The 22,748-nt window shown below is 63.0% G+C and carries 15 protein-coding genes; 5 read left to right on the plus strand and 10 right to left on the minus strand.

Going from position 1 to position 22,748, the window contains the following annotated elements; translation table 11 throughout:
- Positions 1 to 43: 43 nt before the first annotated feature.
- The 3 genes from RQX22_RS16695 to RQX22_RS16705 all read left to right on the plus strand — a co-directional run bounded on the left by RQX22_RS16695 (position 44) and on the right by RQX22_RS16705 (position 4,062).
- A complete protein-coding gene (locus tag RQX22_RS16695; RefSeq protein WP_315727947.1) occupies positions 44 to 1,099 on the plus strand; it encodes an alpha/beta hydrolase family protein in 1,056 nt (351 codons plus the stop codon).
- A gap of 186 nt (positions 1,100 to 1,285) precedes the next feature.
- Positions 1,286 to 2,182 (plus strand): bile acid:sodium symporter family protein, encoded by an 897-nt coding sequence (locus tag RQX22_RS16700; RefSeq protein WP_315727949.1) that lies wholly within the window; start codon positions 1,286 to 1,288, stop codon positions 2,180 to 2,182.
- A 119-nt stretch (positions 2,183 to 2,301) separates the two neighbouring features.
- Positions 2,302 to 4,062, plus strand: a complete 1,761-nt coding sequence (locus tag RQX22_RS16705) for an N-acyl-D-amino-acid deacylase family protein (RefSeq protein WP_315727951.1) — start codon at positions 2,302 to 2,304, stop codon at positions 4,060 to 4,062.
- A gap of 167 nt (positions 4,063 to 4,229) precedes the next feature.
- Here the strand turns inward: RQX22_RS16705 and RQX22_RS16710 are convergent, their stop codons facing one another.
- The 4 genes from RQX22_RS16710 to RQX22_RS16725 all read right to left on the minus strand — a co-directional run bounded on the left by RQX22_RS16710 (position 4,230) and on the right by RQX22_RS16725 (position 10,092).
- A complete protein-coding gene (locus RQX22_RS16710) occupies positions 4,230 to 7,463 on the minus strand; it encodes a sensor domain-containing protein (protein ID WP_410001657.1) in 3,234 nt (1,077 codons plus the stop codon).
- A gap of 297 nt (positions 7,464 to 7,760) precedes the next feature.
- Positions 7,761 to 9,023: an MFS transporter gene (locus RQX22_RS16715; RefSeq protein WP_315727953.1), complete on the minus strand. Its 1,263-nt coding sequence runs from the start codon at positions 9,021 to 9,023 to the stop codon at positions 7,761 to 7,763.
- 74 nt (positions 9,024 to 9,097) lie between these two features.
- Complete coding sequence (locus tag RQX22_RS16720) at positions 9,098 to 9,424, minus strand: DUF6958 family protein (RefSeq protein WP_315727955.1); 327 nt, start codon at positions 9,422 to 9,424, stop codon at positions 9,098 to 9,100.
- Complete coding sequence (locus RQX22_RS16725; RefSeq protein ID WP_315727957.1) at positions 9,421 to 10,092, minus strand: glutathione S-transferase family protein; 672 nt, start codon at positions 10,090 to 10,092, stop codon at positions 9,421 to 9,423. Before RQX22_RS16725 ends, RQX22_RS16720 begins: the two co-directional genes overlap by 4 nt.
- A gap of 52 nt (positions 10,093 to 10,144) precedes the next feature.
- Here RQX22_RS16725 and RQX22_RS16730 point away from each other — a divergent pair, with 52 nt between their 5' ends.
- Complete coding sequence (locus RQX22_RS16730) at positions 10,145 to 10,597, plus strand: MarR family winged helix-turn-helix transcriptional regulator (RefSeq protein WP_315727958.1); 453 nt, start codon at positions 10,145 to 10,147, stop codon at positions 10,595 to 10,597.
- A 31-nt stretch (positions 10,598 to 10,628) separates the two neighbouring features.
- On the opposite strand, the gene RQX22_RS16735 is transcribed toward RQX22_RS16730, so the two are convergent.
- Positions 10,629 to 14,006 (minus strand): PAS domain S-box protein, encoded by a 3,378-nt coding sequence (locus RQX22_RS16735; RefSeq protein WP_315727960.1) that lies wholly within the window; start codon positions 14,004 to 14,006, stop codon positions 10,629 to 10,631.
- A gap of 245 nt (positions 14,007 to 14,251) precedes the next feature.
- Between RQX22_RS16735 and RQX22_RS16740 the strand changes: the two genes are divergently transcribed.
- Entirely contained in the window at positions 14,252 to 14,851 is a 600-nt protein-coding gene (locus RQX22_RS16740; RefSeq protein ID WP_315727962.1) for an NADPH-dependent FMN reductase, read from the plus strand.
- Between the two features lie 195 nt (positions 14,852 to 15,046).
- Here RQX22_RS16740 and RQX22_RS16745 read toward each other — a convergent pair whose 3' ends face one another.
- The 5 genes from RQX22_RS16745 to RQX22_RS16765 form a co-directional block, all read right to left on the minus strand.
- Positions 15,047 to 17,548 carry a TonB-dependent receptor gene (locus RQX22_RS16745; protein WP_315727964.1) on the minus strand — a complete coding sequence of 834 codons (2,502 nt, stop codon included), beginning with the start codon at positions 17,546 to 17,548 and terminating at the stop codon, positions 15,047 to 15,049.
- A gap of 103 nt (positions 17,549 to 17,651) precedes the next feature.
- Complete coding sequence (locus RQX22_RS16750) at positions 17,652 to 18,875, minus strand: serine hydrolase domain-containing protein (protein WP_315727965.1); 1,224 nt, start codon at positions 18,873 to 18,875, stop codon at positions 17,652 to 17,654.
- 107 nt (positions 18,876 to 18,982) lie between these two features.
- Positions 18,983 to 19,942 (minus strand): FecR family protein, encoded by a 960-nt coding sequence (locus RQX22_RS16755; RefSeq protein WP_315727967.1) that lies wholly within the window; start codon positions 19,940 to 19,942, stop codon positions 18,983 to 18,985.
- Positions 19,939 to 20,505 carry an RNA polymerase sigma factor gene (locus RQX22_RS16760; protein ID WP_315727968.1) on the minus strand — a complete coding sequence of 189 codons (567 nt, stop codon included), beginning with the start codon at positions 20,503 to 20,505 and terminating at the stop codon, positions 19,939 to 19,941. Before RQX22_RS16760 ends, RQX22_RS16755 begins: the two co-directional genes overlap by 4 nt.
- Before the next feature lie 394 nt (positions 20,506 to 20,899).
- Positions 20,900 to 22,543, minus strand: a complete 1,644-nt coding sequence (locus RQX22_RS16765) for a CocE/NonD family hydrolase (RefSeq protein ID WP_315727970.1) — start codon at positions 22,541 to 22,543, stop codon at positions 20,900 to 20,902.
- Positions 22,544 to 22,748: the final 205 nt, after the last annotated feature.

Below are 22,748 nucleotides of genomic sequence, written 5' to 3' on the forward strand. Positions count from 1 at the left end.
CTCGCTCGGCTTAGGCGTCCGCGCAGGATGGTGGGAGAGCGAATTGAAGACCGTATCCAGTTTCCTGCGAGGTTTGATCTCGTTGGTAGCCTTGCCGGGGCTCTTCCTCCTTGCGGGACTGGCATTGCCTGCCTCCGCCCAGCCGGCCGATCCGGCGCCATCGCCGGCCGCGCAGCCTCCCGCCGGGGTCTCCGAGCAGGTCGTGAAGCTTGGCAGCGGCGAATGGCAGGTGACGGGGGCACTGACCATGCCTGCGGGAACGGGCCCTTTCCCCGCGATCGTCCTCGTCCACGGCTCCGGTCCGGGCACGCTCGACATGAATGTCGGCGGAAGCACTATCTTTCGCGATCTGGCCTGGGGGCTCGCCGCGCGGGGCATCGCGGTGGTGCGCTATACGAAGCGAACGACCGAGCATCGCGATCATTTCAAATCCCTCCGCAAGCCGCCTACGCTCGAGGAGGAATTCATCGAGGATGCTTCGAGCGCCGCGATGCTTCTGAAGAACACGCCGCGCGTCGATCCCGACCGCGTCTATGTGTTCGGCAACAGCCAGGGCGGAATGGTGGCGGCCACCATCGCCAACAGGAACGGACTTGCCGGGGCGGTGGTCATGGCCAGTTCGCCAAGGCCGATCGGCGACATATTGATCCAGCAGGCGGATTACGTGACGGGCATTGCGACGGATCCGGAGCAGAAGAAGCGTGCCGCTGAAATCCGCCGCAACGGTGAGCGGATCAATGCTCTCACCGCGGCCGATGATGCCGACGAGATCATCCACGGCAGTCCCGTCTGGTATTGGCGGGATATGGCGGCGATCGATCCGATCGGACAAATGAAGCGGCTGACCGACCGGGGAGGCCGCGCGCTGATCATGCATGGCGACCGCGATTATCTGATAACCGCCGAGGATTGGGCCGCCTGGAAAGAAGCGCTGGAGGGACGGCGGGGTGTGACTTTGAAGGCCTATCCCCGGCTCAACCACATCATGCAGGAAGGCGAGGGGAGAATGACGCCCGACGAATATGAATGGACGCGGCCCGTTTCCTCCCAATTCATCGACGACATCGCCGGATGGCTGCAGGCGGGCAACGGGCCGTAGCGGCGTCGTCACGACGCGACCCGTATCACCGTTCGCACAGGCAGGCCGCCCGGCGCGAATGGACAAATCCTTCTCTTGTCACCATTGTCGCTCTGGTCGAGCGTCGTACCGGCGCCATTCCATCGCGAAGGGGGAGAGAATGATTGTTCCGGTGCCGCGGCCGCTTGCCGCTTGCGATGCTGCCCGATGAGCCAGGACTTCATCGCCCTCGTCAACACGGTCTTCGTACCGGTCGGGCTGATGCTGATCATGTTCAGCCTGGGCCTGACGCTCGCCTTGCGTGATTTCAAGCTGGTGCTGCTGAATGGCCGGACGGTTGCCGCCGGGCTTGGCGGCCAGATGGTGATGATGCCCTTGCTCGGCCTTGCCGTCGGGAGCCTGTTCGGGCTCGGCCCGGAGCTTGCGCTCGGCCTGTTCATCATCTCGATCTGTCCGGCGGGCACGACCTCCAACGCCTTGACCTTCGTCGGCGGCGGCAATGTCGCGCTGGCGGTGGTGCTGACGGCCGTGACGTCCATCCTCACCGTCTTCACCATACCATTGCTGCTGAGCTGGGCCTTGCCTTTCTTCCTGGCAGGGGGCGGCGGCAAGGTGCCCGAACTCTCCATCCTCGACACGATGAAGCAGCTCTTCACGATCACGGTGCTGCCGATTGCCGTCGGCATGATCGTCCATCGCTTCGCGCCCGAAGCATCGGCGAAGATGGCGCGCTGGCTGCGGCCGACGTCGCTTGTGGTGCTGCTCGGCGTCATTGCCTTCTCGGTCGCCGTCAGTCTCGACATGGTGCTGCTCAACCTGGTCGCCGCGGGCCCTGCGGTCTGGACCCTGAATGTCGTGGCAATGGGTTGCGGGCTGTTGATCGCCAAGGCGATTGGCGCCCGCAGCCGGGACGCGATGACCCTCGCCATCGAGGTCGGCGTCCAGAATGCGACCATGGCCATCTTCCTCACGTTGACGGTGCTCGGCAATCTGGAACTGGCGGTCACGCAGAACATCTATGGCGTGCTGATGATCCTCAACGCCTTCCTGCTGATCCGCTGGTTCAGCCGGCGGATCGCAGCCGAAAGGGCGTCGGAGGCGTGAAGCGGGTTTGATCTTCGGCGCTTGCGACCATGGGTCCTTCCGCAGAAAAGGGTCAGGTGTCCGCCGGATTCGGCGGCGAACGAAGTTCAGAGCGGCAATGATAGTGGGAGCGGATCGAGATGATGGGCAAGAGCGGATTTAGGACGATATTAGCGGCGACGGTCGCGGCGGTGGCGATCGGGTTCGCTTCGCCCGGCACGGCCACGCTGGCGCAGCCGGCGGCGTCCAGCGTGGCGCAGGCGGCCGATGTCGTCGTCCGGGGCGGCACCATCTATGACGGCAGCGGCGGTGCGCCCTATCGGGGCGACGTCGTGATCAGGGGCGACAAGATCATAGAAGTGGTCAAGGGCCGGTTCCCGGGCCGCGGCGCGCGCGAGATCGACGCCACCGGCCTCGCCGTCGCGCCGGGCTTCATCAACATGCTGAGCTGGGCGACCGAAAGCCTGATCGTCGACGGCCGCGCCATGTCCGACATCAAGCAGGGGGTGACCCTGGAAGTGTTCGGCGAGGGTTCGTCGATGGGGCCGATGTCCCCGGAGATGAAGCGTCTGGCGGTCCAGCGGCAGGGCGACATCAAATATCCGATCGAATGGACCAGCTTCGGAGAATATCTCGATTATCTCGTCAAGAAGGGGGTGTCGCCAAATGTCGCCTCCTTCATCGGCACGGCCACCATCCGCCAGCATGAATTGGGCGAGGGCGATGTCGATCCCGATACGGCCCAGCTGCAACGGATGCGGGCCCTGGTCCGTCAGGGGATGGAGGAAGGCGCGATGGGCGTCGGATCCTCGCTCATCTATGCGCCAGGCACGTATGCCGAAACGCCCGAACTCATCGCGCTCGCGACGGAATCCGCAAAATGCGGCGGCATGTATATCAGTCACATGCGATCGGAGGGCACCAAGCTGGTCGAGGCGGTCGACGAGCTGATCGAGATCAGCCGGGCGAGTGGCGGGCCGGCCGAAATCTACCACCTGAAGCAAGGCGGCCGCGACAATTGGCACAAGCTCGATGCGGTGATCGAACGGGTCGAGGCGGCACGGGCAAAGGGCCAGCGCATCACCGCCGACATGTACACCTATATTGCCGGGTCGACCGGTCTCGATGCGGCGATGCCGACCTGGGTCCAGGCGGGCGGCTACGAAGCATGGGCCAAACGTCTCCAGGATCCCGCGACGCGTGCGAAGGTCATGGCGGAAATGAAGACCCCCGGCGACGGCTGGGAGAATCTGGCTTATGCCGCCGGAGGTCCGGACAAGGTGTTGCTGGTCGGCTTCAAGAATGACGACCTCAAGAAATATACCGGCAAGGCCCTTGCCGAGGTCGCCAGGATCCGCGGCAAGACCCCTGAAGAGACGGCGATGGATCTTGTCATCGAAGACGGCAGCCGCGTCCAGGTCGTCTATTTCATGATGAGCGAGGACAATGTGAAGCGGCAGATCAAGCTGCCCTGGGTGTCGTTCGATTCCGACGCCGAGGCGCCCGCGGCCGAAGGCGTGTTCCTGAAATCCATGACCCATCCGCGCGCTTATGGCAATTTCGCCCGTCTGCTCGGAAAATATGTCCGCGACGAAAAGGTGATCAGCCTGCCCGAGGCGATCCGCAAGCTCACCAGCCTGCCGGCCGAAAATCTTTCCCTGCGCCAACGCGGCAGCCTGAAGCCCGGTTATTTCGCGGACCTCGCCATCTTCGATCCGGCCAAGATCCAGGATCACGCCACCTTCGAAAAGCCGCATCAATATGCGACGGGCATGCGCTTCGTCCTGGTCAACGGCGTCGAGGTGCTGCGCGATGGCGAAGCCACCGATGCGCGGCCGGGCCAGGTGGTGCGCGGACCGGGCTGGACCGGCTGGCCGGACGGCGGCGCCTGCAAGGAATAGGGGCGGCAGGGGAAACTGCGTTCCACTGTCCTGAACCAGAAGTGCGTTCGATTCTGTTATTGTCTGGCCTATTCATGGACCAGAAGGCGCGATCGAAGCGAGCATATCGTCGGCGGATTTGGTCCAACGGAGCTTTTGGTAATGTTCCCCCGCTGGCTCGTGTTTGCTCAAGCCTGAATGGTTCTCGCTGCTACCCAGGAACTGGCCCAGCCGGGGCCTCTGCCAAGACGCTCGGCGACCTGGCTGGCTTCGATCGCTTCGCCGAAAAAATAGCCCTGTCCCAATGGGCAACCTTCGCGGGCGAGCAGGCACATCTGGTCTTCCGTCTCGACACCTTCGGCGACCGCCTCGATCTTCAGGCTGGCTGCCAGATGTATGACAGCGGAAACGATTGCCATCATTTCAGAATTGTCGATCATGCCTCGTACGAAGGAGCGGTCGATCTTCACCACGTCAACGGGAAAATCGCGCAAATGCGAAAGCGATGAATAGCCGGTTCCGAAATCGTCCAGGGCAATTTTCACACCGAACTCATGCAGTTTCTGCAGCGCGCGTTCGACGAATGTCGATCCGCTCTCCACAAACACGTTCTCGGTCACTTCCAGCTCGATCAGATGGGGCGGGACATTCAGCGCCCGCATGCGATCGATCATTCGTTCGGAGAAATCGTCGCGAAGGAACTCGACTGGCGCAGCATTGATCGAGACTCGGCCAAAGGCGACATCCTTGGTCAACCACGCTTTCACGTCCGCAAACACCTTCTGTTGTATGCGCTCGCTGATCTTGGAAGCCAGTTCGTAATCCTTGAATGCTTCCGCTACGCTTCCAGGAAGCTGGATGCCACGACTTGAATGGTGCCAGCGCAGGAGCGCCTCAAATCCGGCGATTTGCCCGGTCCGCAGATCGACCTTGGGCTGGTAGTAAGGTTCTATGGTTCGATCCATGATCGAAGCTCGCGCCAGACTGAGTTGTGACGAGACGATTTGGGTGCGAGCGCGCATGGAGGGTTCGAACATCCTAGTGCCGCCGCGCCCGCTTCCCTTGAGCGCGTAGAGCGCGATATCCGCATTTTCGAACAGCTCATTCGCGCTCATTGCGTCCTTTGGATAGACAGCTCCGCCCAAACTGGCACTGATGCCCAGAGCCCGCCCGCCGAATTCGACCGGTTCCTGTAGCCGCGACAGTATCGCGGCGCCGGCGCCGGCAAGGTCTATCCGGTCGTCTGGACCCTCGATGAGGACTGCGAATTCGTCCCCGCCCAGCCGGGCGATCAGATCGTTGACGCGGGAGCATTGCTTCAACCGCTCACCGAATATTCTGAGCAGATGATCGCCTGCCGTGTGACCCAGCGTATCATTGACGTGTTTGAAGTGATCCAGATCGATCAGCAGCAACCCGATCGACCCGCCCGAATTCATGGCTCTGAGCGTTGCGGCCTGCAAATGGTTCTGGAATGCGCGCCGGTTCGGCAGGCCGGTCAGCTCATCATGTTCGCTGGCCCATTTGAGCTTGGCGGAAGCCTCGCGCTGGAAAGTGGTGTCACGCGATACCGACAATATTCCGGTTATGCTGCCGTCTTCGTCGCACATGGGGCTGACGACCACGTCCCACCACCGCAGCGACTGCTCGCTGTCTTGAGAATATGCGCTGAACCTCGAGACCCTACCATTGCGCGCCTTTGCCAACGCGTCTTTGGCTTTCTCTCGGCTGCTGTCGGGCCAATTGGCGAGCCACGCCTTGCCGCGGATCTGATCGAGCGATCGGACATCCGTGGCAGCCAATGAAGAGGAGTTTGCGATCACAATATTGCCGTCCAGGTCGAGAATTTCGATGGAATCGGCGCTCGCCTCCAGCACGCTGCGATAAAGCAGCTCGCTCTTCCGCAGTGCGATAGCGTTTGCCTTGTTGTCGGTGATGTCGCGGGAGACGCCGATCACGCCCACGGTTTGGCCCCGTTCCACCCAGGGCACTTTGACCGTTTCAAAAAAGCGCTCCCGACCCCCGACAGGAATGATTTCCTCGACGGTCTTTGGAGCCCCCGAGCGGATCACTTCCTCGTCCACCGACTCGTATATGTCGGTGAATTTGGCCGGGAAACGATCGATGGTCCGGATGCCCAGGAGGTCACCGCAGGAATCGGTCAGAGCCTTGTTGGTTAGCACGAACCGGCCTTCGCAATCTTTTGCGAAGATGAGGTCCTGAACGCTGTCGACCACCGTCTGCAGCAGATCGGATTGATTTCCCAGCGCTTCTTCAGCCGACTTGCGTGCGGAGATGTCCTGGGCGACTACGATGCAGCTCGGCGGCCTTCCATCATCCGTGCGCAAGAAGGACACACTGACTTCACACCACACTATGGAGCCGTCCCCGCGCACGTATCGCTTCTCGATCTGAAAGGATTCGCCTGCTGCCTTTTTTGCGCGGTGGAGCGGCACGTTCCATGATAGATCTTCGGGGTGCGTGAAGTCAGTGAAATCCAACCCGCGCAGTTCGTCCGCTGAACGTCCCAATATCTCGCAGAACCTGCGGTTGACCATCAACATATGGCCGTCAGGAGCACAGTGCATGATGCCCACCATGGCCTGACCGAACACACTCGAAAGGTGAGCTTCGCGGTCCCGCAATGCCCGAATCGCAGCATTGCGTTCCGTGTTGTCCTCGACCGCCCCCACCAGCCTTGTTGCGGAGCCCTCCTCGTCCCGCGCGAGGAATGCCCGGATGATCACGTCCGCATATCGCCCATCCTTGCTGGCAAGGCGGCAGTCACATACGAGATGGTTGCCATCGCCCGAGATCGCTTGTCGGATGTCGCTGCGCAGCCTGTCCCGGTCGTCCGGATGGACCAAAGCCATGAACATTTCGATGTCGCCGCCCAGGTCATTGCGGGCGTAGCCAAGAAATGTGTCATAGGAATCCTGGAACTGCAGTCTTCCCGACCCAATGTCCCAGTCGAAAATCAGATCTCGGGTCGCCTTGGCGGCGAGGCGGAGCCTTTCCTCGGCCGCGGTCAGTGCGGCGAGCTGCTTCCGTCTTTCGTTTATGTTGCGGAACCAGACCCCTAGCCCACCGCTGCTAATGGGCGAGGCGTGCACCTCGTACCAAGCGCATAGCGGCTCGAAAAAACATTCGAAGCTGACTTCCTCGGCCAACTCCCTGGCGCGGCGATAATTCTCCTCGAAAGCACTCCCCACGGTCTCGGGAAAGGCATCCCAGATGATCTCGCCCATCAGGTTCCGACCGTCCGGCGTGATCTCCAGGCTTGCCCGGCGATTGAGGTACGTAAAGCGCCAATTCTCGTCGAGAATGAAGACACAGTCGCTCGTGCATTCGAGGAAGTCGTGGACCGATCCCGAAAGATCCAGAGACTCCGACAGCGAGCCCCAATCTGTGTTCTGGTACAAAGGGAAGAGGCTCCTGGCGCAGGACGTTCACGAACCGGTGATCGGTGCAATTCCCTACGCATTTGAAAGTTAAGGCTTAGTTGCGGGCAGATTTGCTCGGACCATTGAAGCGTGCCGATTTGTGGGCGGCTCCCATTCCTGAGGGGTGGATCGCCAGGATCTTCACCCGGCGGTCGTTTCGATCGCAGGGAAGATCGGGTGGTGCTGCGCAGACGCTGGAGGGGTGAGCCAGGCAAGGCTAGGCGACGTGGTGCTCAGGATCGAGGTGCGACATGTGTCCGGGGGCTCGTTACACAGCTAGTACGATTCTTCGTCCTCGACCGCGCGGCCCAGCCTCAGGCCGACAAGGGTGAGGGCGCTGGCGGCGGCAATGTAGGCGCCGATCATGAGCGGTGCGCCTTCATGGGCGAGCATGGCGCTGAAGGCGAGGGGGGCGACGGCGCCGCCGAAGATGCCCGCGAGGGTGTAGGCGAGCGAGCTGCCGGTGTAGCGCAGGCGCGCCGGGAACTGCTCGGCGATGAAGGCGGCTTGCGGACCGTACATCAAGGCGTGGAAGACGAGGCCTCCTACGATGCCAAGCAGGAGCGCTGACCCGTCGCGCGCAAGAACCAGGAAGCCAATGGTCCAGGCCGCGCCGCAAACCGCGCCCACCGCATAGAGAGATCTTCGTCCGACCCGATCGGACAGCCAGCCCGAAAAGGGGATCAGGGGAATTTGCACCGCGGATCCGATGAGGACGGCGGTGACCGCGGCAGCGCGGGATGCGCCGAGATATTGTGTCGCGTAGGTGAGTATGAAGATCGCGAACATCGAATAGAGCACGTCGGGGCCGATCCGGCTCAGCATTGCCGAGGCCAATGCGTGTCGATGGTCGGAAAAGATCTCCGTAACCGGCGCCGCCGGAGGGGCGCCGGCTTCCGCCAATTTCCGGAAAACCGGCGTCTCTTCCAGTCTGTTGCGGATCCAGAGGCCGAAGCCGATCAGCAAGGCCGAGAGAAGGAAGGCGATCCGCCATCCCCAGGCCAGAAACGCTTCTTCCGACAACGAGATGGTGAGTATCGCCAGAACGCCATTGGCGAGCAGGGTCCCCAGCGGAGGCCCGACTTGGGCGGCGGACGCCCAGAAGCCGCGCTGGCCGCTGCGCCCGAACTCGCTCGACAGCAACACCGCGCCGCCCCATTCGCCGCCGACGCCCACGCCTTGGGCGAAGCGCAGCAGGACCAGCAAAGCGGGCGCCACGGCGCCGATCTGCCCATAGGTGGGCAGCAGGCCGATGAGGAAGGTGGCGATGCCGACGAGAAGCAGAGTGGCGACCAGCACCTTCTTGCGGCCGATGACGTCGCCCAGACGGCCGAAGAAAATCCCGCCGATCGGCCTGGCGAGATAGCCGACGGCATAGGTTCCGAAGGCTTGAAGCGTGCCGGTCAGCGGATCCTGCGCGTCGAAGAAAAGTTGGCCGAAGATGAGCGCCGCGGCGCTGCTGTAGACCGCGAAGTCATAATATTCGAGCGCGGTGCCGGAGAGGCTCGCGACATAGGCGCGGCGGCGGTCGCTTCGCAAAGGCATGAGGGGGACTCCAGTGGAAGTCGGATCATGCCATCCGGCAACGTGAACCGCCAGAGAAGAGGCGCCCTCTAGACTCCGTCGACCCTATGCAAGCGCAGCGGCTTGCTATTCTCGCGCGCGATCACGCCCTTGGATTCCAGATCCAACTGAACGCACTTCAGCCACCACCCCGCCTTGTCGCCGCCTGGGAACAAAATATCCGGAAGGTGCGGGAGCAAATGCTCCTTCGCCTCCGCGACCGTCAGGCCGGGCGCCGAGCGCGGCAGCACCGCCAGCAGTGCATCGCGCATGGCATGGTATTTCCGCGCATCCACCCGCGTCACATGGTTCGGGCTGACGATATTGTGGACCTCGACCTTGTCGGCCGCGATGCTTGTCGATGCGGGGGCGGTCATGCCGCCACCGGCTCGGCCGCGAAGGATTCGAGCTGCGCCTGGATCGCGCGCTGGAAGGCTGGACGCGCGACGCAGCGGTCGCGATAGGCTACCAGGGCCGGGAATTCCGCCATCAGATCCTTGTCGTCAATCTCCCGCAGCACCGTTCCCATGATGATGTCCGCAGCGGTGAATTCGCCTTCGAGATAATCCTTGTCGCCGAGCCAGTCCGACAAGGCGGTCAGCCGGCCGCGCAGAGTGTCGATCACTTGTGGCCGCCGCTCGACCGTCCAGGCCTCGCCCTTGTTGAACAGGTCGATATTGACGAGATCGAAGACGAAAGGTTCCACGCTGTTCAGCGCGGCCGTCACCCAGGTGAGGACGCGCGCCTGACCTGCGGGATCGCGCGGCATCAGCCGTTCGGAACGCTGGCCGATACGGAAGACCGTGGCGCCGCTTTCGAACATCTGTACCTCGTTGTCTCGATAGGCGGGAACCTGGCCGAAGGGCTGCTCCCGGCGATAATCCTCGCTCTTGGCGGTCTCGAACCCGATCAGCCGCTGGCGATAGGAAAGCCCGGCTTCCTCGCAGGCCCAGCGCGGGCGCAGATCGCGGACGAAGCCGCGCGCGAATTCCGGCACCCAGGCGAAGCTGGTGATCTCGATTTCGGCCTGGTTGTCGATGGGCATGCGAATCTCCTTCTGGCTTGACAAGAACAGTTGATATCAACATATATCGACCATGTCAAAACGTCCTGCCGTTACAACCAAAGAGACGCATTTCGTCCGCGATCATTGCCTTTGCCTCGCGGCCCAGCGTGCGGCGCGGGCGCTGTCCCGGCGGTTCGACGAGGCCTTTCGGCCGTTCGGCATCACCAGCGGCCAATTCTCCCTGCTGAATGCGCTGAACCGGCTGGAGCCTCCGCCATTGGGCGCGGTGGCGCGCCTGCTTGCCATGGACCGCACGACGTTGACCGCCAATCTGAAGCCGCTGGAGCGCCGCGGCCTGGTCGCCCCCGTCGCCGATCCCCGGGACCGGCGGGTGCGGCGCCTCGCGCTCACGCCGACGGGCCGGGAAGTGCTTGCCGAGGCGCTGCCGGTGTGGCGGACCGTGCATGCGGAAATCGACCTGTCGGTTCCGAATGCGGAGGATGGTGGCCGCACGCTTCGCGAAGGGCTGGCTGCCTTGCTTTAGAATGGGGATCCGGCCGATCCTGCCGTGTCGGTCACTGATCCAATATGTCGCGCACCTTGGCGCCGAAAGCGGCGACGCCGAAAGGCTTGGTGATCACTTCCATGCCGGGCTCGAGCAGGCCATTGCCGATCGCGGCATTTTCCGCGTAGCCGGTGATGAAAAGCACCTTGAGGCCGGGACGGATGACCCGAAGGGCGTCGGCGACCTGCCGTCCGTTGAGGCCGCCGGGGAGGCCGACGTCGGTGATCAGGAGATCGACGCGGCGAGCAGCCTTGAAGACCTCTATCCCCCGGGGACCGTCGGCGGCCTCGATGACCGCATAGCCGGCTTCGCGCAGGACCTCGACCACCAGGGTCCGTACGGCCTGATCGTCGTCGATGACCATGATGGTTTCGCCATGTCCGGCTTCCACCGTGCCTGCCTCTCCGGCGGCCTCGGCGCCATCGTCCGCCTCACCGGTGAAGCGGGGAAGATAGAGGCACATCGTCGTGCCGCTGCCGACTTCGGAATAGATGCGCACCTGTCCGCCCGATTGCCGAACGAAGCCGTGGATCATCGACAGGCCGAGGCCGGTTCCCTGTCCGAGCGGCTTGGTGGTGAAGAAAGGGTCGAAGGCCCGCGCAATGACTTCCGGGGCCATGCCGGATCCGGTGTCGGTGACGCACAGCGAGACATATTGGCCGGGTGGAAGTTCCCGTTCCTTGGCGGCGCGAGTGTCCAGCCATTTGTTGGCGGTTTCGATCGTGATCCGGCCGCCATCCGACATCGCGTCTCGGGCATTGATCACCAGGTTGAGCAGGGCATTTTCGAGCTGGGAGGGATCGACAAGGGTCAGCCACAGGCCCCCCGCGCCGACCACTTCGACATGGACGGCGGGTCCAACCGTACGCCGGATCAGTTCCTCCATGCCGGCGATCAGCGCGTTCATGTCGATCGCCTTGGGATCGAGGGTCTGGCGTCGGGAAAAGGCGAGCAGCCGCTGGGTCAGCGCGGCGGCGCGCCGCGCCCCATCCTGGGCATTGCCGATATAGCGATCGAGCCCGCTGGTCTTGCCTTGGCCGAGCCGCAGTTCCAGCAGCTCCAGATTGCCCGATATGCCTGCCAGCAGATTGTTGAAATCATGGGCGAGGCCGCCCGTCAGCTGGCCGACTGCTTCCATCTTCTGCGATTGCCGCAACGCCGCCTGCGCGACCAGCAGCTCCTCTTCCCGGGCCTTATACTCTGTCAGATCGCGGCCGACGGCGATGAACTGGACGCCGCCCGGTTCCGGCGACACCGTCCAGTCGATCGGAGTCCAGACGCCGCTGGCAGCCAGGATACGGTTTTCGAACCGGGTCGGCTGTCCGGTGCGTTTCATTTCGTCGAGCAGCCCGATCACATGTTCGTGATTGTCCGGATGGATGATGTCGACATAGGCGTCGGTCAGAAGCTTCTGTTCGGACCAGCCGAGAACCTTGGTCCAGGCAGGATTCACGGCCAGCAGATTGCCGTTATAATCAGCCCTGGCCAGCAGATCTTCGGACAACGCCCACAACCGATCGCGTTCTGCCTCCGCGGCGACTTCCTCGGTGATGTCGCGTCCGCTGCAATAGACCATCCCGTCTTCCGGGATGCCGACCCAGGATATCCAGCGATAGCTGCCGTCCTTGCAGCGATAGCGGTTCGGAAAGCGTATCGCCGGCTGGCCGCGCTGGGTCAGGTTGAAGCCGGTGCGGGTGCGTTCGACATCGTCCGGGTGGAGGAGGTCGAAGATCGACATGCTCGCTACCTCCGTCTCGCTCCAGCCCAGCACGGATTGCCATGCCGGGTTCGAGGTCTCGAAATAGCCTTGGGGGTTGAGCGCGCCGAGCAGGTCCGGGCTGACCTGCCAGGTGAGGCCCCGCGCCTGCGTCCGCTCGATCACCTGACGTTCCAGATCGGCATTGAGCTGACGCAACGCCTCTTCGCTGCGGACGTGGTCGGTCACGTCATGGCCTTCGGCAAAGATGCCGGTGATCGTGCCGTCCGCCTCCGTTATCGGCTGGTAGACGAGGTTCAGATAGCGCTTTTCGAGCGGGCATCCTGGCGCCCGCTGAAGGTCGACTTCCAGATTCTGGCCGACGAAGGCCTGTCCGGTCCGATAGACTTCGTCGAGACGGTCGAAATATCCCTGGCCCTCGACCTCCGGCAGGGCGACGCGGGCGGGAAGCCCGGCCAGGTCGCGATGTCCGACCAACTGGAGATAGGCCTCGTTCATGAATTCGAAGACATGGTCCGGCCCCCGCAATATGCACATGAAGCCGGGCGCGCGCTGGAACAGGGTACGGAGCCGGTCCCGTTCGGCCGTCCGCGCCTCGATCTCCGTTTCCAGCCGCAGATTTGCCTCACGAAGGGCTTCCGCCGCCTCCTCCCGCAGGCGGGCCGCTTCCGCCAGCGCCGCAGCACGCCGGCGCGCCGTATCATAAGCCTCGGCGCTGGCCAGGCCCGATGTTACCTGTCCCGCCAGGAGCTCCAGATATCCCCGATAGGCGCCGTCCGGGAGCAGATGCGGATTGAGGCCGACGACGATCGCGCCATGGGCGACTTCGCCGCCCTGGCCCTGAAGCGACAGGATGACCGCGCGCTCCGGCGGGCGCTGCCAGGGGCCGCGGGGCAACTCCGCAAGGTCCGCGAGGTCGATCGTGGCACCGGCGCTCGCGAGCGGCCAATGTGCAGCGTCGGTGAGGTCGATCGTATGGGAAAAGGCGGGATGCGAGCCTTCGAAGCCGGTTTTGCCCACCAGGTGCGCGACATCGCCTTCGAACAGGTAGATCAGGCTGAACGGAACGTCGCGCGCGTTGCCGGCAAGGGCGGTCTGGGCGGCTGCGAAGACCTCCTGGGGTGCTTCCGCCGTCGCCAGTTCGGTGGCGAGGATCCGAAGCGAATCGAGCCTTCGGCCGGTGATGATGCGATCCGTTTCCTCGACGACGGCGCAAAGCAGGCCGCCGACGCGGCCGCTATCGTCGAAGACCGGGCTGTAGGAGAATGTGTGGTAGGTTTCTTCCGGATAGCCGTTGCGTTCCAGCAGGAGCAGCAAGGCTTCGCTCCATGTGGATTCGCCTTCCTCAAAGACCTGGCGGACCAGCGGGCCGACCTCCGACCAGATCTCGGCCCATAGCAAATGGGTCTTCTGCGCCAGCGACGCCGGATGTTTGTTGCCGAGCGTCGGACGATAGGCATCGTTGTAGAGGAAGGCGACATCCTCGCCCCATCCCAGCCACATGTCGAAACGGCTGGTCAGCAGGATACGCACCGCGACCTTGAGCGATTGGGACCATGTCTCGACCGGGCCCAGCGAGGTCCGGGACCAATCCTTGGCCCGCATCAGCGATGCCATTTCCCCGTCGCCGACGAACAATTCCGAATTCGAATAAGCAGGATTCATCATCATCGTCTCAACCGGCCGGAAACTCGCGGATAATCGCGAACCTCTTGATCATCCAGCGGAAATGAGACGGCCGAGTTCGGCCCGCTGATATTCTTCCGGGGGTCATCGGTCTTTCAATTGATGCCGCCACCGCAAGTTCCGCCTTGTCGCCGGCTCCAATTCCGCCGAGGCTCAAGGGGATCCGGACCAGACCGGGCAACCTTTTTCAGGTCCCGGCCATTAAGGTCGTGGGCAAGGAGATTTTTTCGATGAGCAGGCACAAGATCGCGATCATCGTGGGCAGCCTCCGCAAGGAGAGCATCAACCGCAAGGTGGCGCGATCGATCTGCGCCTTCGCGTCGGACAAGCTGGACTGCGAGATCGTCGGGATCGGGCAATTGCCGCTCTACAACCAGGATCAGGACGCCGACCCGCCGGCGGAATATGCGGCGTTCCGGGAGAAGATCGCTGCGGCGGACGGCATATTATTCTGTACGCCCGAATATAATCGGGGCGTTCCGGGCGTGCTCAAGAATGCGGTCGACGTCGGTTCCCGCCCATATGGCCAGAGCGTCTGGGACAGGAAGCCCGCCGCCATCGTCAGCGCCTCGCCGGGCGGCATTGGCGGATTTGGCGCCAATCATCAATTGCGCCAGGCCTGCGTGTTCCTCAACATGCCCGTCATGCAGCAGCCGGAAGCCTATCTGGGCCGGGTCAACGAAGACAGTTTCGACGCCGACGGGTGCCTCAAGGAAGGGCCGTTGAAGGATCTTGTGCTGAGCCTGGCCGCCGCCTTCGCCGACTGGGTCGACCTGATCGTCCGCTCCCGCCGCCTCCTCGCCGAAGACAGCGCCCATGCCAAGCGCTAAGCCATTAAATCGGCATTAAATCGGGGACGCTATACTATTTTGCGAGAGCCGGATGGTTCGTTAATTAGTATAGTGTCCCCGCATTAAATCGGCGACGCTATACTATTTTGCGAGCGCGACTTGGCATTAATTAGTATAGTGTCCCTGAATATGGCGGCATCCGGCGGGACGTGGATGCCGCCAAGACCGCCTGCGCTAGAAAGTCGTATCCAGGCTCAATCCGATGGTCCTTGGCTGATAGATATTGGCCAGGAAGATGCCGGTACCTTGTCCGCCCATATAGGCGCGTTCGTCGGTAAGGTTCTTGGCGAAGATGCGAAATTGCCACCGGCCGGTCGAAATGGCGGCGTTGAGGTCGAGCATGACCGATGACCGCAAGCGCGTATTGTTGAGGGCGTCGCTTGCGAAATAAGTGTTCCTCGGTCCGATGAAGCGGAGGCCGCCGCCGGTGCGGATCATCCAGCCATTCGACAGAGGGAATTCCTTGTCGACCGTCACTGAACTCGTCCATTTGGAGACGGTGGGGAGCGGATCGCCATCGAGGGCGATGGGCGGGTCGCCAATGACGTCGGAACCGATGATATCCTCGGTCAGCTTCGCGTCCGTATAGGCCATGTTGAAACCCAGATTCAGCCCGCGAACGGGCGACAAGGCCGTGGTCAGCTCCACCCCCTGGCTCCGAGCCGTTCCGCCATTGCCGAAGTAATTCGCGGTGGCGCCGCGCCGGATGATCTGGATGTCATCCCAGTCGATGCGGAATATTGAAAGTTCCACCGAGGCCCTGCCGTCGAGCAGCCGCGATTTCAGTCCCGCTTCGTAATTGACCAGCCTGTCCGCGTCGAAGGATTGCGGTATGCCGGGCATCAGAAGATTGGGCCCGCCCGGTCGATAGCCGCTCGCCACCCGCACATAGAGCATCGTGTCGTCATTGAGATGATAACGGGAAGCGACACTGAACGTGCCGACGCTCTCGGCCGATTGTCCTTCCGCCACGTCATGGACGAAGCCGAACAGCAAGCCGTCCGTGGTCTGGCGATAATCCTGGTTGTTCCGCGCCCAGCGCCCGCCCACGGTGACGTCAAACGCGTCGGAGAATTTGTAGGTGAGATTGCCGAAGACGGCGAACTCCTCATAGGCCGAATTCACCTGCGCAAAGGCGAGATTTTCAAAGCCTGGGATGGGCGTATAGTCGAGACCGAACGCCGCGACTTGCTGGGTGAGCTTGGCTTTCTCGTCCGTATAAAAGGCGCCGATCATCCATTCGATGCGTGAGGCCGGATTGCTGTCCGAGACGAGCCGGACTTCCTGTGTGAACTTGTTCAGCGACACGGGATTTTGCAGCTCGACATATCCCGGGCCGACGCCAAAAAGGTCGAGCAAGGGCGCATAGCCTTCCGAAATGTCGCCAAGGGATCGGGTGCGCGTGCGGCTGTAGCTGGAGGCTGAAACCAAGTCGGCCCAGCCGAGGTCCCAGTTCAAGATGCCGGAATAGTAGGTCAGTTTCTGGTCGAAGGTGCGGGGCAGGCCATGGGCGGTGGTGAGATCGCCAAAAGCCGGCTTCAACGTCAGCGGATCCAAAGCGACATCGGCCGTATCGTCGGCCTCGATATGCTGCTTCATGAAAGCGAGCTTGATCGAGATATCGTGCGTCGGCTTCCACAGCAGGGCGATCCGTCCGCCGGTCTGGCGCACGCCATTCTCGTCCGCTTCGCCGGTGAAGGCATTGTCGATATAACCTGCGCTGTCCTGCCGGAAGAGGCTGCCGCGCACGGCCAGCTTTCCTTCGACAAGGGGGGCGTTCAGGCCGGCGCGCAGCCCCCAGCTCGGATCATCCGATCCCCTGATCATGGACAGGTCGCCGCCGACCCGCATCTCGAAGTCGCGAAGGTCCGGTGCCCGCGTCGTATATTTGAGCAGGCCACCCATCGTGCTGGCACCGTAGAGCGTGCCCTGGGGGCCGCGCAGCACTTCGATCTGGGCGACGTCGTAGGGAAACAGATCCAAGGCCAGCGACCCGCCGGAGGCGAAGGAGGAACTGGAGCCGAGCGGCGTATCATCGATATAGGTCCCGACCGTCGCGCTGTCCGACACGGCCGAAATGCCGCGCAGGTTGATCCGGTTCTTGCCTGGCGCGCCGCCGTTCAGGAGGTTGAGGCCTGGGACATAGCCCGCGAAATCGGAAAGCTGGGTCGCGCCCATCCGTTCCAATTGCTTTCCAGTGACGACGCTGATGGAGGCCGGCACGTCCATGCTGCCCTCGACACGCTTCTGCGCCGTGACCACGATCTCCTCGAGGGTCCCGCCATCGGCCTCCGTTTCAGTCGTTGCGCTGTCTGCCCCGCCGGGCTCGGGAAAAGGGCGGCTCGCATCCTGTACGAGGACGATGCTGCCGTCTGTCCCGCGAACCGCGCGCAGGCCCGTGCCCGCCAGCAGCCGGTCCAGGGCCAAAGCGGGGGACAATGATCCCCGAACGCCGCGGGCGGTGCGACCGCGCGTCAGTTCGCCGGAGGCGACGACGTCGATATCGGCCTGCTGCGAGAAGGTCAGCAAAGCCTGGTCGAGCGGCTGCGGCGCAATCGCGAAGTCGCGCTTGGCACCTTGCGCCTGGGCAATGCCCGTCATCAGGACCAGCACCATGGCGGAGGTCGCGAAACGGCCGAGCGGACGTGCCCTGTGAAGTGCGGCTTTCTTGATCATATCTTCCCCCTTTATCGGCGCTGCGAACAGCCGCAGGCCACCCCTTTTGTCCGTCTGAGACGATCGGCGGGGCCGGATCGACACCAAAAACTCTGGGCGCCGTTCAGGGCGTCGACGCCGCGGCGGGTGGCGCACCGATCGCGATGCGCTCGATCTTCTCGGCGACCTTGCCGGTGCCGGCGCCGGCAGGGCCGCCGATGGTGTTCGACAGAACCACGATCGTGACGCCCTTGGCCGGGTAGGAATTTAATGAGGCGGCAAAGCCTTCGATGCCGCCGCCATGGCCGATCTTCTGATGCCCCTCCAGCGATCCGACCAGCAGGCCGAACCCATATTCGGCATGCATGAATTTGAGCGGTGCCGCTGTAGGGGCGGTGGACACAGGCTGCCCATTTTTGAGCAATGCCGGCCTGATCATCATGGCATAGGAAGCCGGCTTCAGCACACGGCCGCCATGAAGGGCGTCGGCCCATTTGGCTAGGTCCGCGGCGGTCGAACGCAAGGCTCCGGCGCCGCCGATCCAGCTCATCGCGCTCGAACGGGCGTTGCGGAAGAGATGGCGCTTGTGCGGCACGGCCTCATAGCCGGAAGCGCGTTGCGGGACGATGTCGGCAAGGTCGTCCATCGCCGTGCGGGCCATGCCGAGCCTGTCGAATAAACGTTCCTTCAGGAAATCGCCGAAGGGCTTGCCGGAGACTTTTGCGACGATCGCGCCAAGCATGAAATAAGCGGAATTGCTGTAGCTCCAGGCGGTGCCGGGCTCGAATTCATAGAGCGGGGACAGCGCCTTAATATGGGTGACCATGTCGTCGACAAGGATCTCTCCCAGAGAGTCTTTCGCATAGGCCGGATCACCGGTGAAATCCCGAAGACCGGATGTGTGGGTGAGCATTTGGCGAAGCGTGATTTCGCCGCCGCGCGGAAAATCGGGAAAGAATTTCGATAGCCTGTCGTCGACCGAAAGCTTGCCGTCTTCGGCCAGGAGCAGGATCGCGGCGGCGGTGAATTGCTTGGTCACGGACCCCACCCTGAACACTGTTTCGGCCGTCACCTTTGCCGCCTGTTCCAGGTCTGCCGAGCCGTAGCCGGAGACCAGCAGTTCCTTGCCGTTCCGGACCACCGCGATCTGCAGGCCGACGCTCTCGCCGGCCTTGATGGCCTGGATCGCGGCGCGATCGATCCGAGCGGCGATCGCGGTATCATCATCGATCTGCGCGGCCGGTTCGGCACCGGCGCTTGCCTGGACCGGGCCGGTCCCGAGATGCGCCAGGAGCGCCATCGCGGCCGCGGCGCCCCGAAACGGCGTGACGAACATATACGACTTCATCGATGATCCCCTCCCAACGCCTCGCGCCGGGTTGGCGCACGCGCATCATTCCGGTTGAGACGATCGGGACGGCCGGATCGACACCAGTGATTGGGCCGGAAGGAGGATTAAGGCTGTCGAGCCTCCTTCATGCTCAGGAGAATGTCTCCGTCCGGCTCGGTTCGCGCCTGGACGGGCAGGGCATGTTCGAGGTTCCTGGCGAGATCGTCGATATTGGATGTCCGGAACGAGGCCGTCACCCGCAAGTCGCCCACGGCCTCGGAGGCGAGGCGCACGGGTGTGGGACTGTAACGGTTCACATCCGCGACCACGTCGCGCAAAGGCGCATCGGCATATCTCAATCGGCCCTGCCGCCAGCCGCCGGGCTCATTGACGTTCCTGGTGGGGGTCAGGCCGTGCTCGCTATCGTAACCGGCCTGCTGTCCCGCCGTTAGCACTCGGATCGCGCCGCCACTCCTGCGGCTGACTTCGACCCGGCCCTCCAGCACCGAAACCTCGGCGCCGCTACCGACGCGCCTGACGTCGAATTTCGTGCCGAGCACGCGGACCACGGCGTCTCCCGCGAGGACCGTGAATGGCCTGGCGGGATCTTTCGCCACTTCGAAGAATGCCTGCCCCTGGTTTAGGGCGACCTGACGGCCTCTGTTTGTAACCGCGACTTCCAAAGTGGACCGCGCCCCGACATGGATCCGGCTGTTGTCCGCCAACTGCATGGACCGAGTCTCGGCGACCCTGGTCTCGACATGGAGGGGAACGGCGTCAGGCGGGCTGGGCGTGCCGATCATCAATGCGGCGACGAGCGAAGCGGCCAATGCGGCGCCCGCGGCCGGGAATGCGTAGCGGGCGAAGCGAGGCCGCTTCGTCTCCTCCCGCCATGATCCTTCGCGTGCGGTTTCCGTGCGGCCGAGCGCCGACCAGACTTGCCGGGCATCCCGATAAGCCTGATCATGACGCGTGTCGGCGTTGCGCCAAAGCTCGAATGCCGCGAGCTGATCGTCGGACGGGTCGCGGCCAAGGGTCAGGATCCATGCGCGGGCCTCGCCGGCAGCGTCGGAGGCACGGCTCATAATTCGTTCCTCCTCATGCTTTCTGCGCATCGGGCGAAGCCTTGCTCGACCAGCTTGCGAGCACCCGAAGGCGAAATCTGCATCCGCCGGGCGATTTCCGCGAAGGAAAGGCCGTCGACGCGGTGCAGCAGCAAGGCGGTGCGCTGCCTGGGCTTCAGCTTGGCCAGCGCGGCGTCCAGGCGGAGTAAGCCGTCGCGGGACATCAGTATATCTTCGGGCGTGAATTCGTGGCGCTGGTTGGCGAGCGCTGGATCCTTCTTGGCGGCTTCCGCGCGTGCACTCTGTCGGTGCCAGTCCGCGGCGGCATTGTGCGCCGTCCGATAGAGGAAGGCACGGGGGTTCAAGATGTCTCGGGGCCTGGACAAGGCCGCGAATTTCGTGAAGGCGATCTGAGCGACATCCTCGGGATCCGGCGGCCCGGCGCCGAAGGAACGCCGCACGTACCGGCAGATTTCCTCCCAGTAGCGGCGGTAGAGATCGTCGGTCAGGCGGCGGTGATCCTGGGTCGAATCGTTCGCTGCTTGCGCGGCACGCACCCACTTGAGAACTGATGACTCGCTCATCGCAGTGATGGCCCCTTCCCGGGCAAATGCGGCACGGGCGCGCGATTTCGAAGCCGCAAATAATAGATCATGCGAAAAGAAAGGGAAGGTGGGGACGGATGGTTCGCAGCGTCTGGCAGAACAGGATCGACCGATTTGCTGCCGCAAATGACCCAATCTGTCGACCTCCATTCGCGGGAAGGGGCAGTTTGGGTGACACGGTCCGACGGTGTTTCGGCCACATCCCTTTGCCCGGAAAAGACATGATCGTCGAAGTCCAAGCAGACAATTTTGCCCAGTCAAAGGCGATCCGATGCTCCAGCCATTAAATCGGGGACGCTATACTATTTCTGCAAGTGCCGACTTGGCATTAATTAGTATAGTGTCCCCGAATAAGTCGTGTCCCCGAATAAAGTCAGTCTCCGCCTTCGCTGAAGACGGGCAGGATCAGGGCAGAAGCCTGGGCGCCGCCGTGGAAGATGGCCTGATGGGCATTCTTCCATTCGGTGTCGGTGGCTATCGGGTTGCCGGTATTCTGGTTGGGATTGAACATCGGGAATGCGCTGGACGAGATTTCAACGCGGACCCTATGGCCGGGCAGGAAGGCATGGCCGATCGCGCCCAGCTCGATGCGATAGCGTTCGATCTTGCCGGGGGTGAGCAACGTCGGCCGGGCCTCCGGTCCCCCGCGGTAGCGGGCGCGGATGATGCCCACCGGCCTCGAACCGAGCAGAATCGCCTTGCCGTCCGGCCCCACGTCGGAGATGGCGGCAGTGAAGTCGGTGTCCTTCGCATCGCTGGCGGCGTAGAGTTCGATGGCGACGTCGCCGATCACCTCGATTTCCTTGTCCATCGGCGGGCTGGTATAGACGAGCACGTCCTTGCGGACCTGCGTCTCCCGCCGGTCCGATCCGAACAGGCCGAATGCCAGGTTGAGCGTAACGGGATTCTTCGGATCGAACAGATAGGCGTCCCGTCCGAGCTCGCCGGGCTTCTCCCAACCGAGCGCGCCATCGCCCGCCAGGCCGTTCGCCTTGCCGGCGCTCGACAGATAGAGACGCCGCTCCGTCGTTCCCGGGACGGGGAAGCTGTCGAAACTGCGCCAGATATTCTTGCCGCTCACGAACAGGCGGACTCTGGGTTGGTCGAAGCGGGCGGTGGATTGCTTCAGATAGCGGTCGAAAAAGGCGAGGTGCATCGCCTTGTTGTCGATGATCGAGTCCTTGGGGAGAGCGAGGTCGCCTTGCTTCTCGGAACCGCCGATATAGCTTTCGACATGATTCCACGGGCCGATGGTCAGGAACATGTCCTTCGCCCCACCTGGGCGTGCCTCCATGCCTTGCCAATAGTAAAACGTGCCGATCTGGTCGCCATCGAACCAGCCCGTGGTCGCAAGCACCGGCAGGTCGATCTTGGCGAAATCAGCCGGACCCAATTGGATGCGTTTCCAATAATCGTCGAGCAGATCATGTTCGACGAACTGGCGAAAGAGCGGCATGCGCCGGCCGAAGGCCTCGTCCATGGTCAGCAATGGCCGGTGCGCGAAGACCTTCGCCCAATCGGTCGCGCCGCTATTGGGGTTCTGGCTGACATGGCCCGACGTCTCGTTGAGCCAGTTCACCGCCCACATCATCATGAAGGCGCCACCGATCCGCGGCAATTCGTCCTGATAGCGACCGGAAGGGGAGGTCGGCGCAATGCACGCCAGGTGCGGCGGTCGCTCCTTCGCGGCCAGCCATTGCACGGCGCCCAGATAGGAGACGCCCATCATGCAGACCCTACCGTTCGACCAGGGCTGACCGGCCAGATCCTCCACGCTGTCATAGCCGTCGGCCGCCTCCTGGAAGTAAAAATCGAACTTGCCGCCAGAATCGCCGCGGCCGCGCACGTCCTGGAACACGACCGCATAACCATGTTCGGCGAAGTAACGGCCGTAGGTTGCGGCCTGCGCGGTCATCGGGTCCGTCTTCACATAAGGCGTGCGGATGAGGATAACCGGATATCTGCCGGCGGCTTCCGGCATCCAGACGTCCGACGACAATTCCACACCGTCGCGCATCGGCGAGCGCAGGTCGAAGATTTGGCGCAGCGGTTTCGGCGAGGGAAGGGGAGCGGTCGCTGTTGTCGGCGCTTCGGCCGCGCCGGCGCTCGAGGCCGAGAGGACGATCGCCGAGACGGCGGCCGCAATCCTTCGCCAACGCCAAGAGTCTTTCGTCGGTTTATCCTGATTTGCCCAAGCCATTTCATATTCTCCCCTTGCGGAA

The organism is Sphingosinicella rhizophila (assembly GCF_032378825.1).
In the GTDB taxonomy this organism is placed as follows: domain Bacteria; phylum Pseudomonadota; class Alphaproteobacteria; order Sphingomonadales; family Sphingomonadaceae; genus Allosphingosinicella; species Allosphingosinicella rhizophila.

Coding starts and splice junctions, on each gene's coding strand:
- RQX22_RS16765 (WP_315727970.1), bottom strand. CDS start 22,543: ATGCGCGACGGTGTGGAATTGTCGTCGGACGTCTGGATGCCGGAAGCC.
- RQX22_RS16750 (WP_315727965.1), bottom strand. CDS start 18,875: ATGAAGTCGTATATGTTCGTCACGCCGTTTCGGGGCGCCGCGGCCGCG.
- RQX22_RS16740 (WP_315727962.1), top strand. CDS start 14,252: ATGAGCAGGCACAAGATCGCGATCATCGTGGGCAGCCTCCGCAAGGAG.
- RQX22_RS16760 (WP_315727968.1), bottom strand. CDS start 20,505: ATGAGCGAGTCATCAGTTCTCAAGTGGGTGCGTGCCGCGCAAGCAGCG.
- RQX22_RS16725 (WP_315727957.1), bottom strand. CDS start 10,092: ATGCCCATCGACAACCAGGCCGAAATCGAGATCACCAGCTTCGCCTGG.
- RQX22_RS16730 (WP_315727958.1), top strand. CDS start 10,145: ATGTCAAAACGTCCTGCCGTTACAACCAAAGAGACGCATTTCGTCCGC.
- RQX22_RS16720 (WP_315727955.1), bottom strand. CDS start 9,424: ATGACCGCCCCCGCATCGACAAGCATCGCGGCCGACAAGGTCGAGGTC.
- RQX22_RS16745 (WP_315727964.1), bottom strand. CDS start 17,548: ATGATCAAGAAAGCCGCACTTCACAGGGCACGTCCGCTCGGCCGTTTC.
- RQX22_RS16755 (WP_315727967.1), bottom strand. CDS start 19,942: ATGAGCCGTGCCTCCGACGCTGCCGGCGAGGCCCGCGCATGGATCCTG.
- RQX22_RS16705 (WP_315727951.1), top strand. CDS start 2,302: ATGATGGGCAAGAGCGGATTTAGGACGATATTAGCGGCGACGGTCGCG.
- RQX22_RS16700 (WP_315727949.1), top strand. CDS start 1,286: ATGAGCCAGGACTTCATCGCCCTCGTCAACACGGTCTTCGTACCGGTC.
- RQX22_RS16735 (WP_315727960.1), bottom strand. CDS start 14,006: ATGATGATGAATCCTGCTTATTCGAATTCGGAATTGTTCGTCGGCGAC.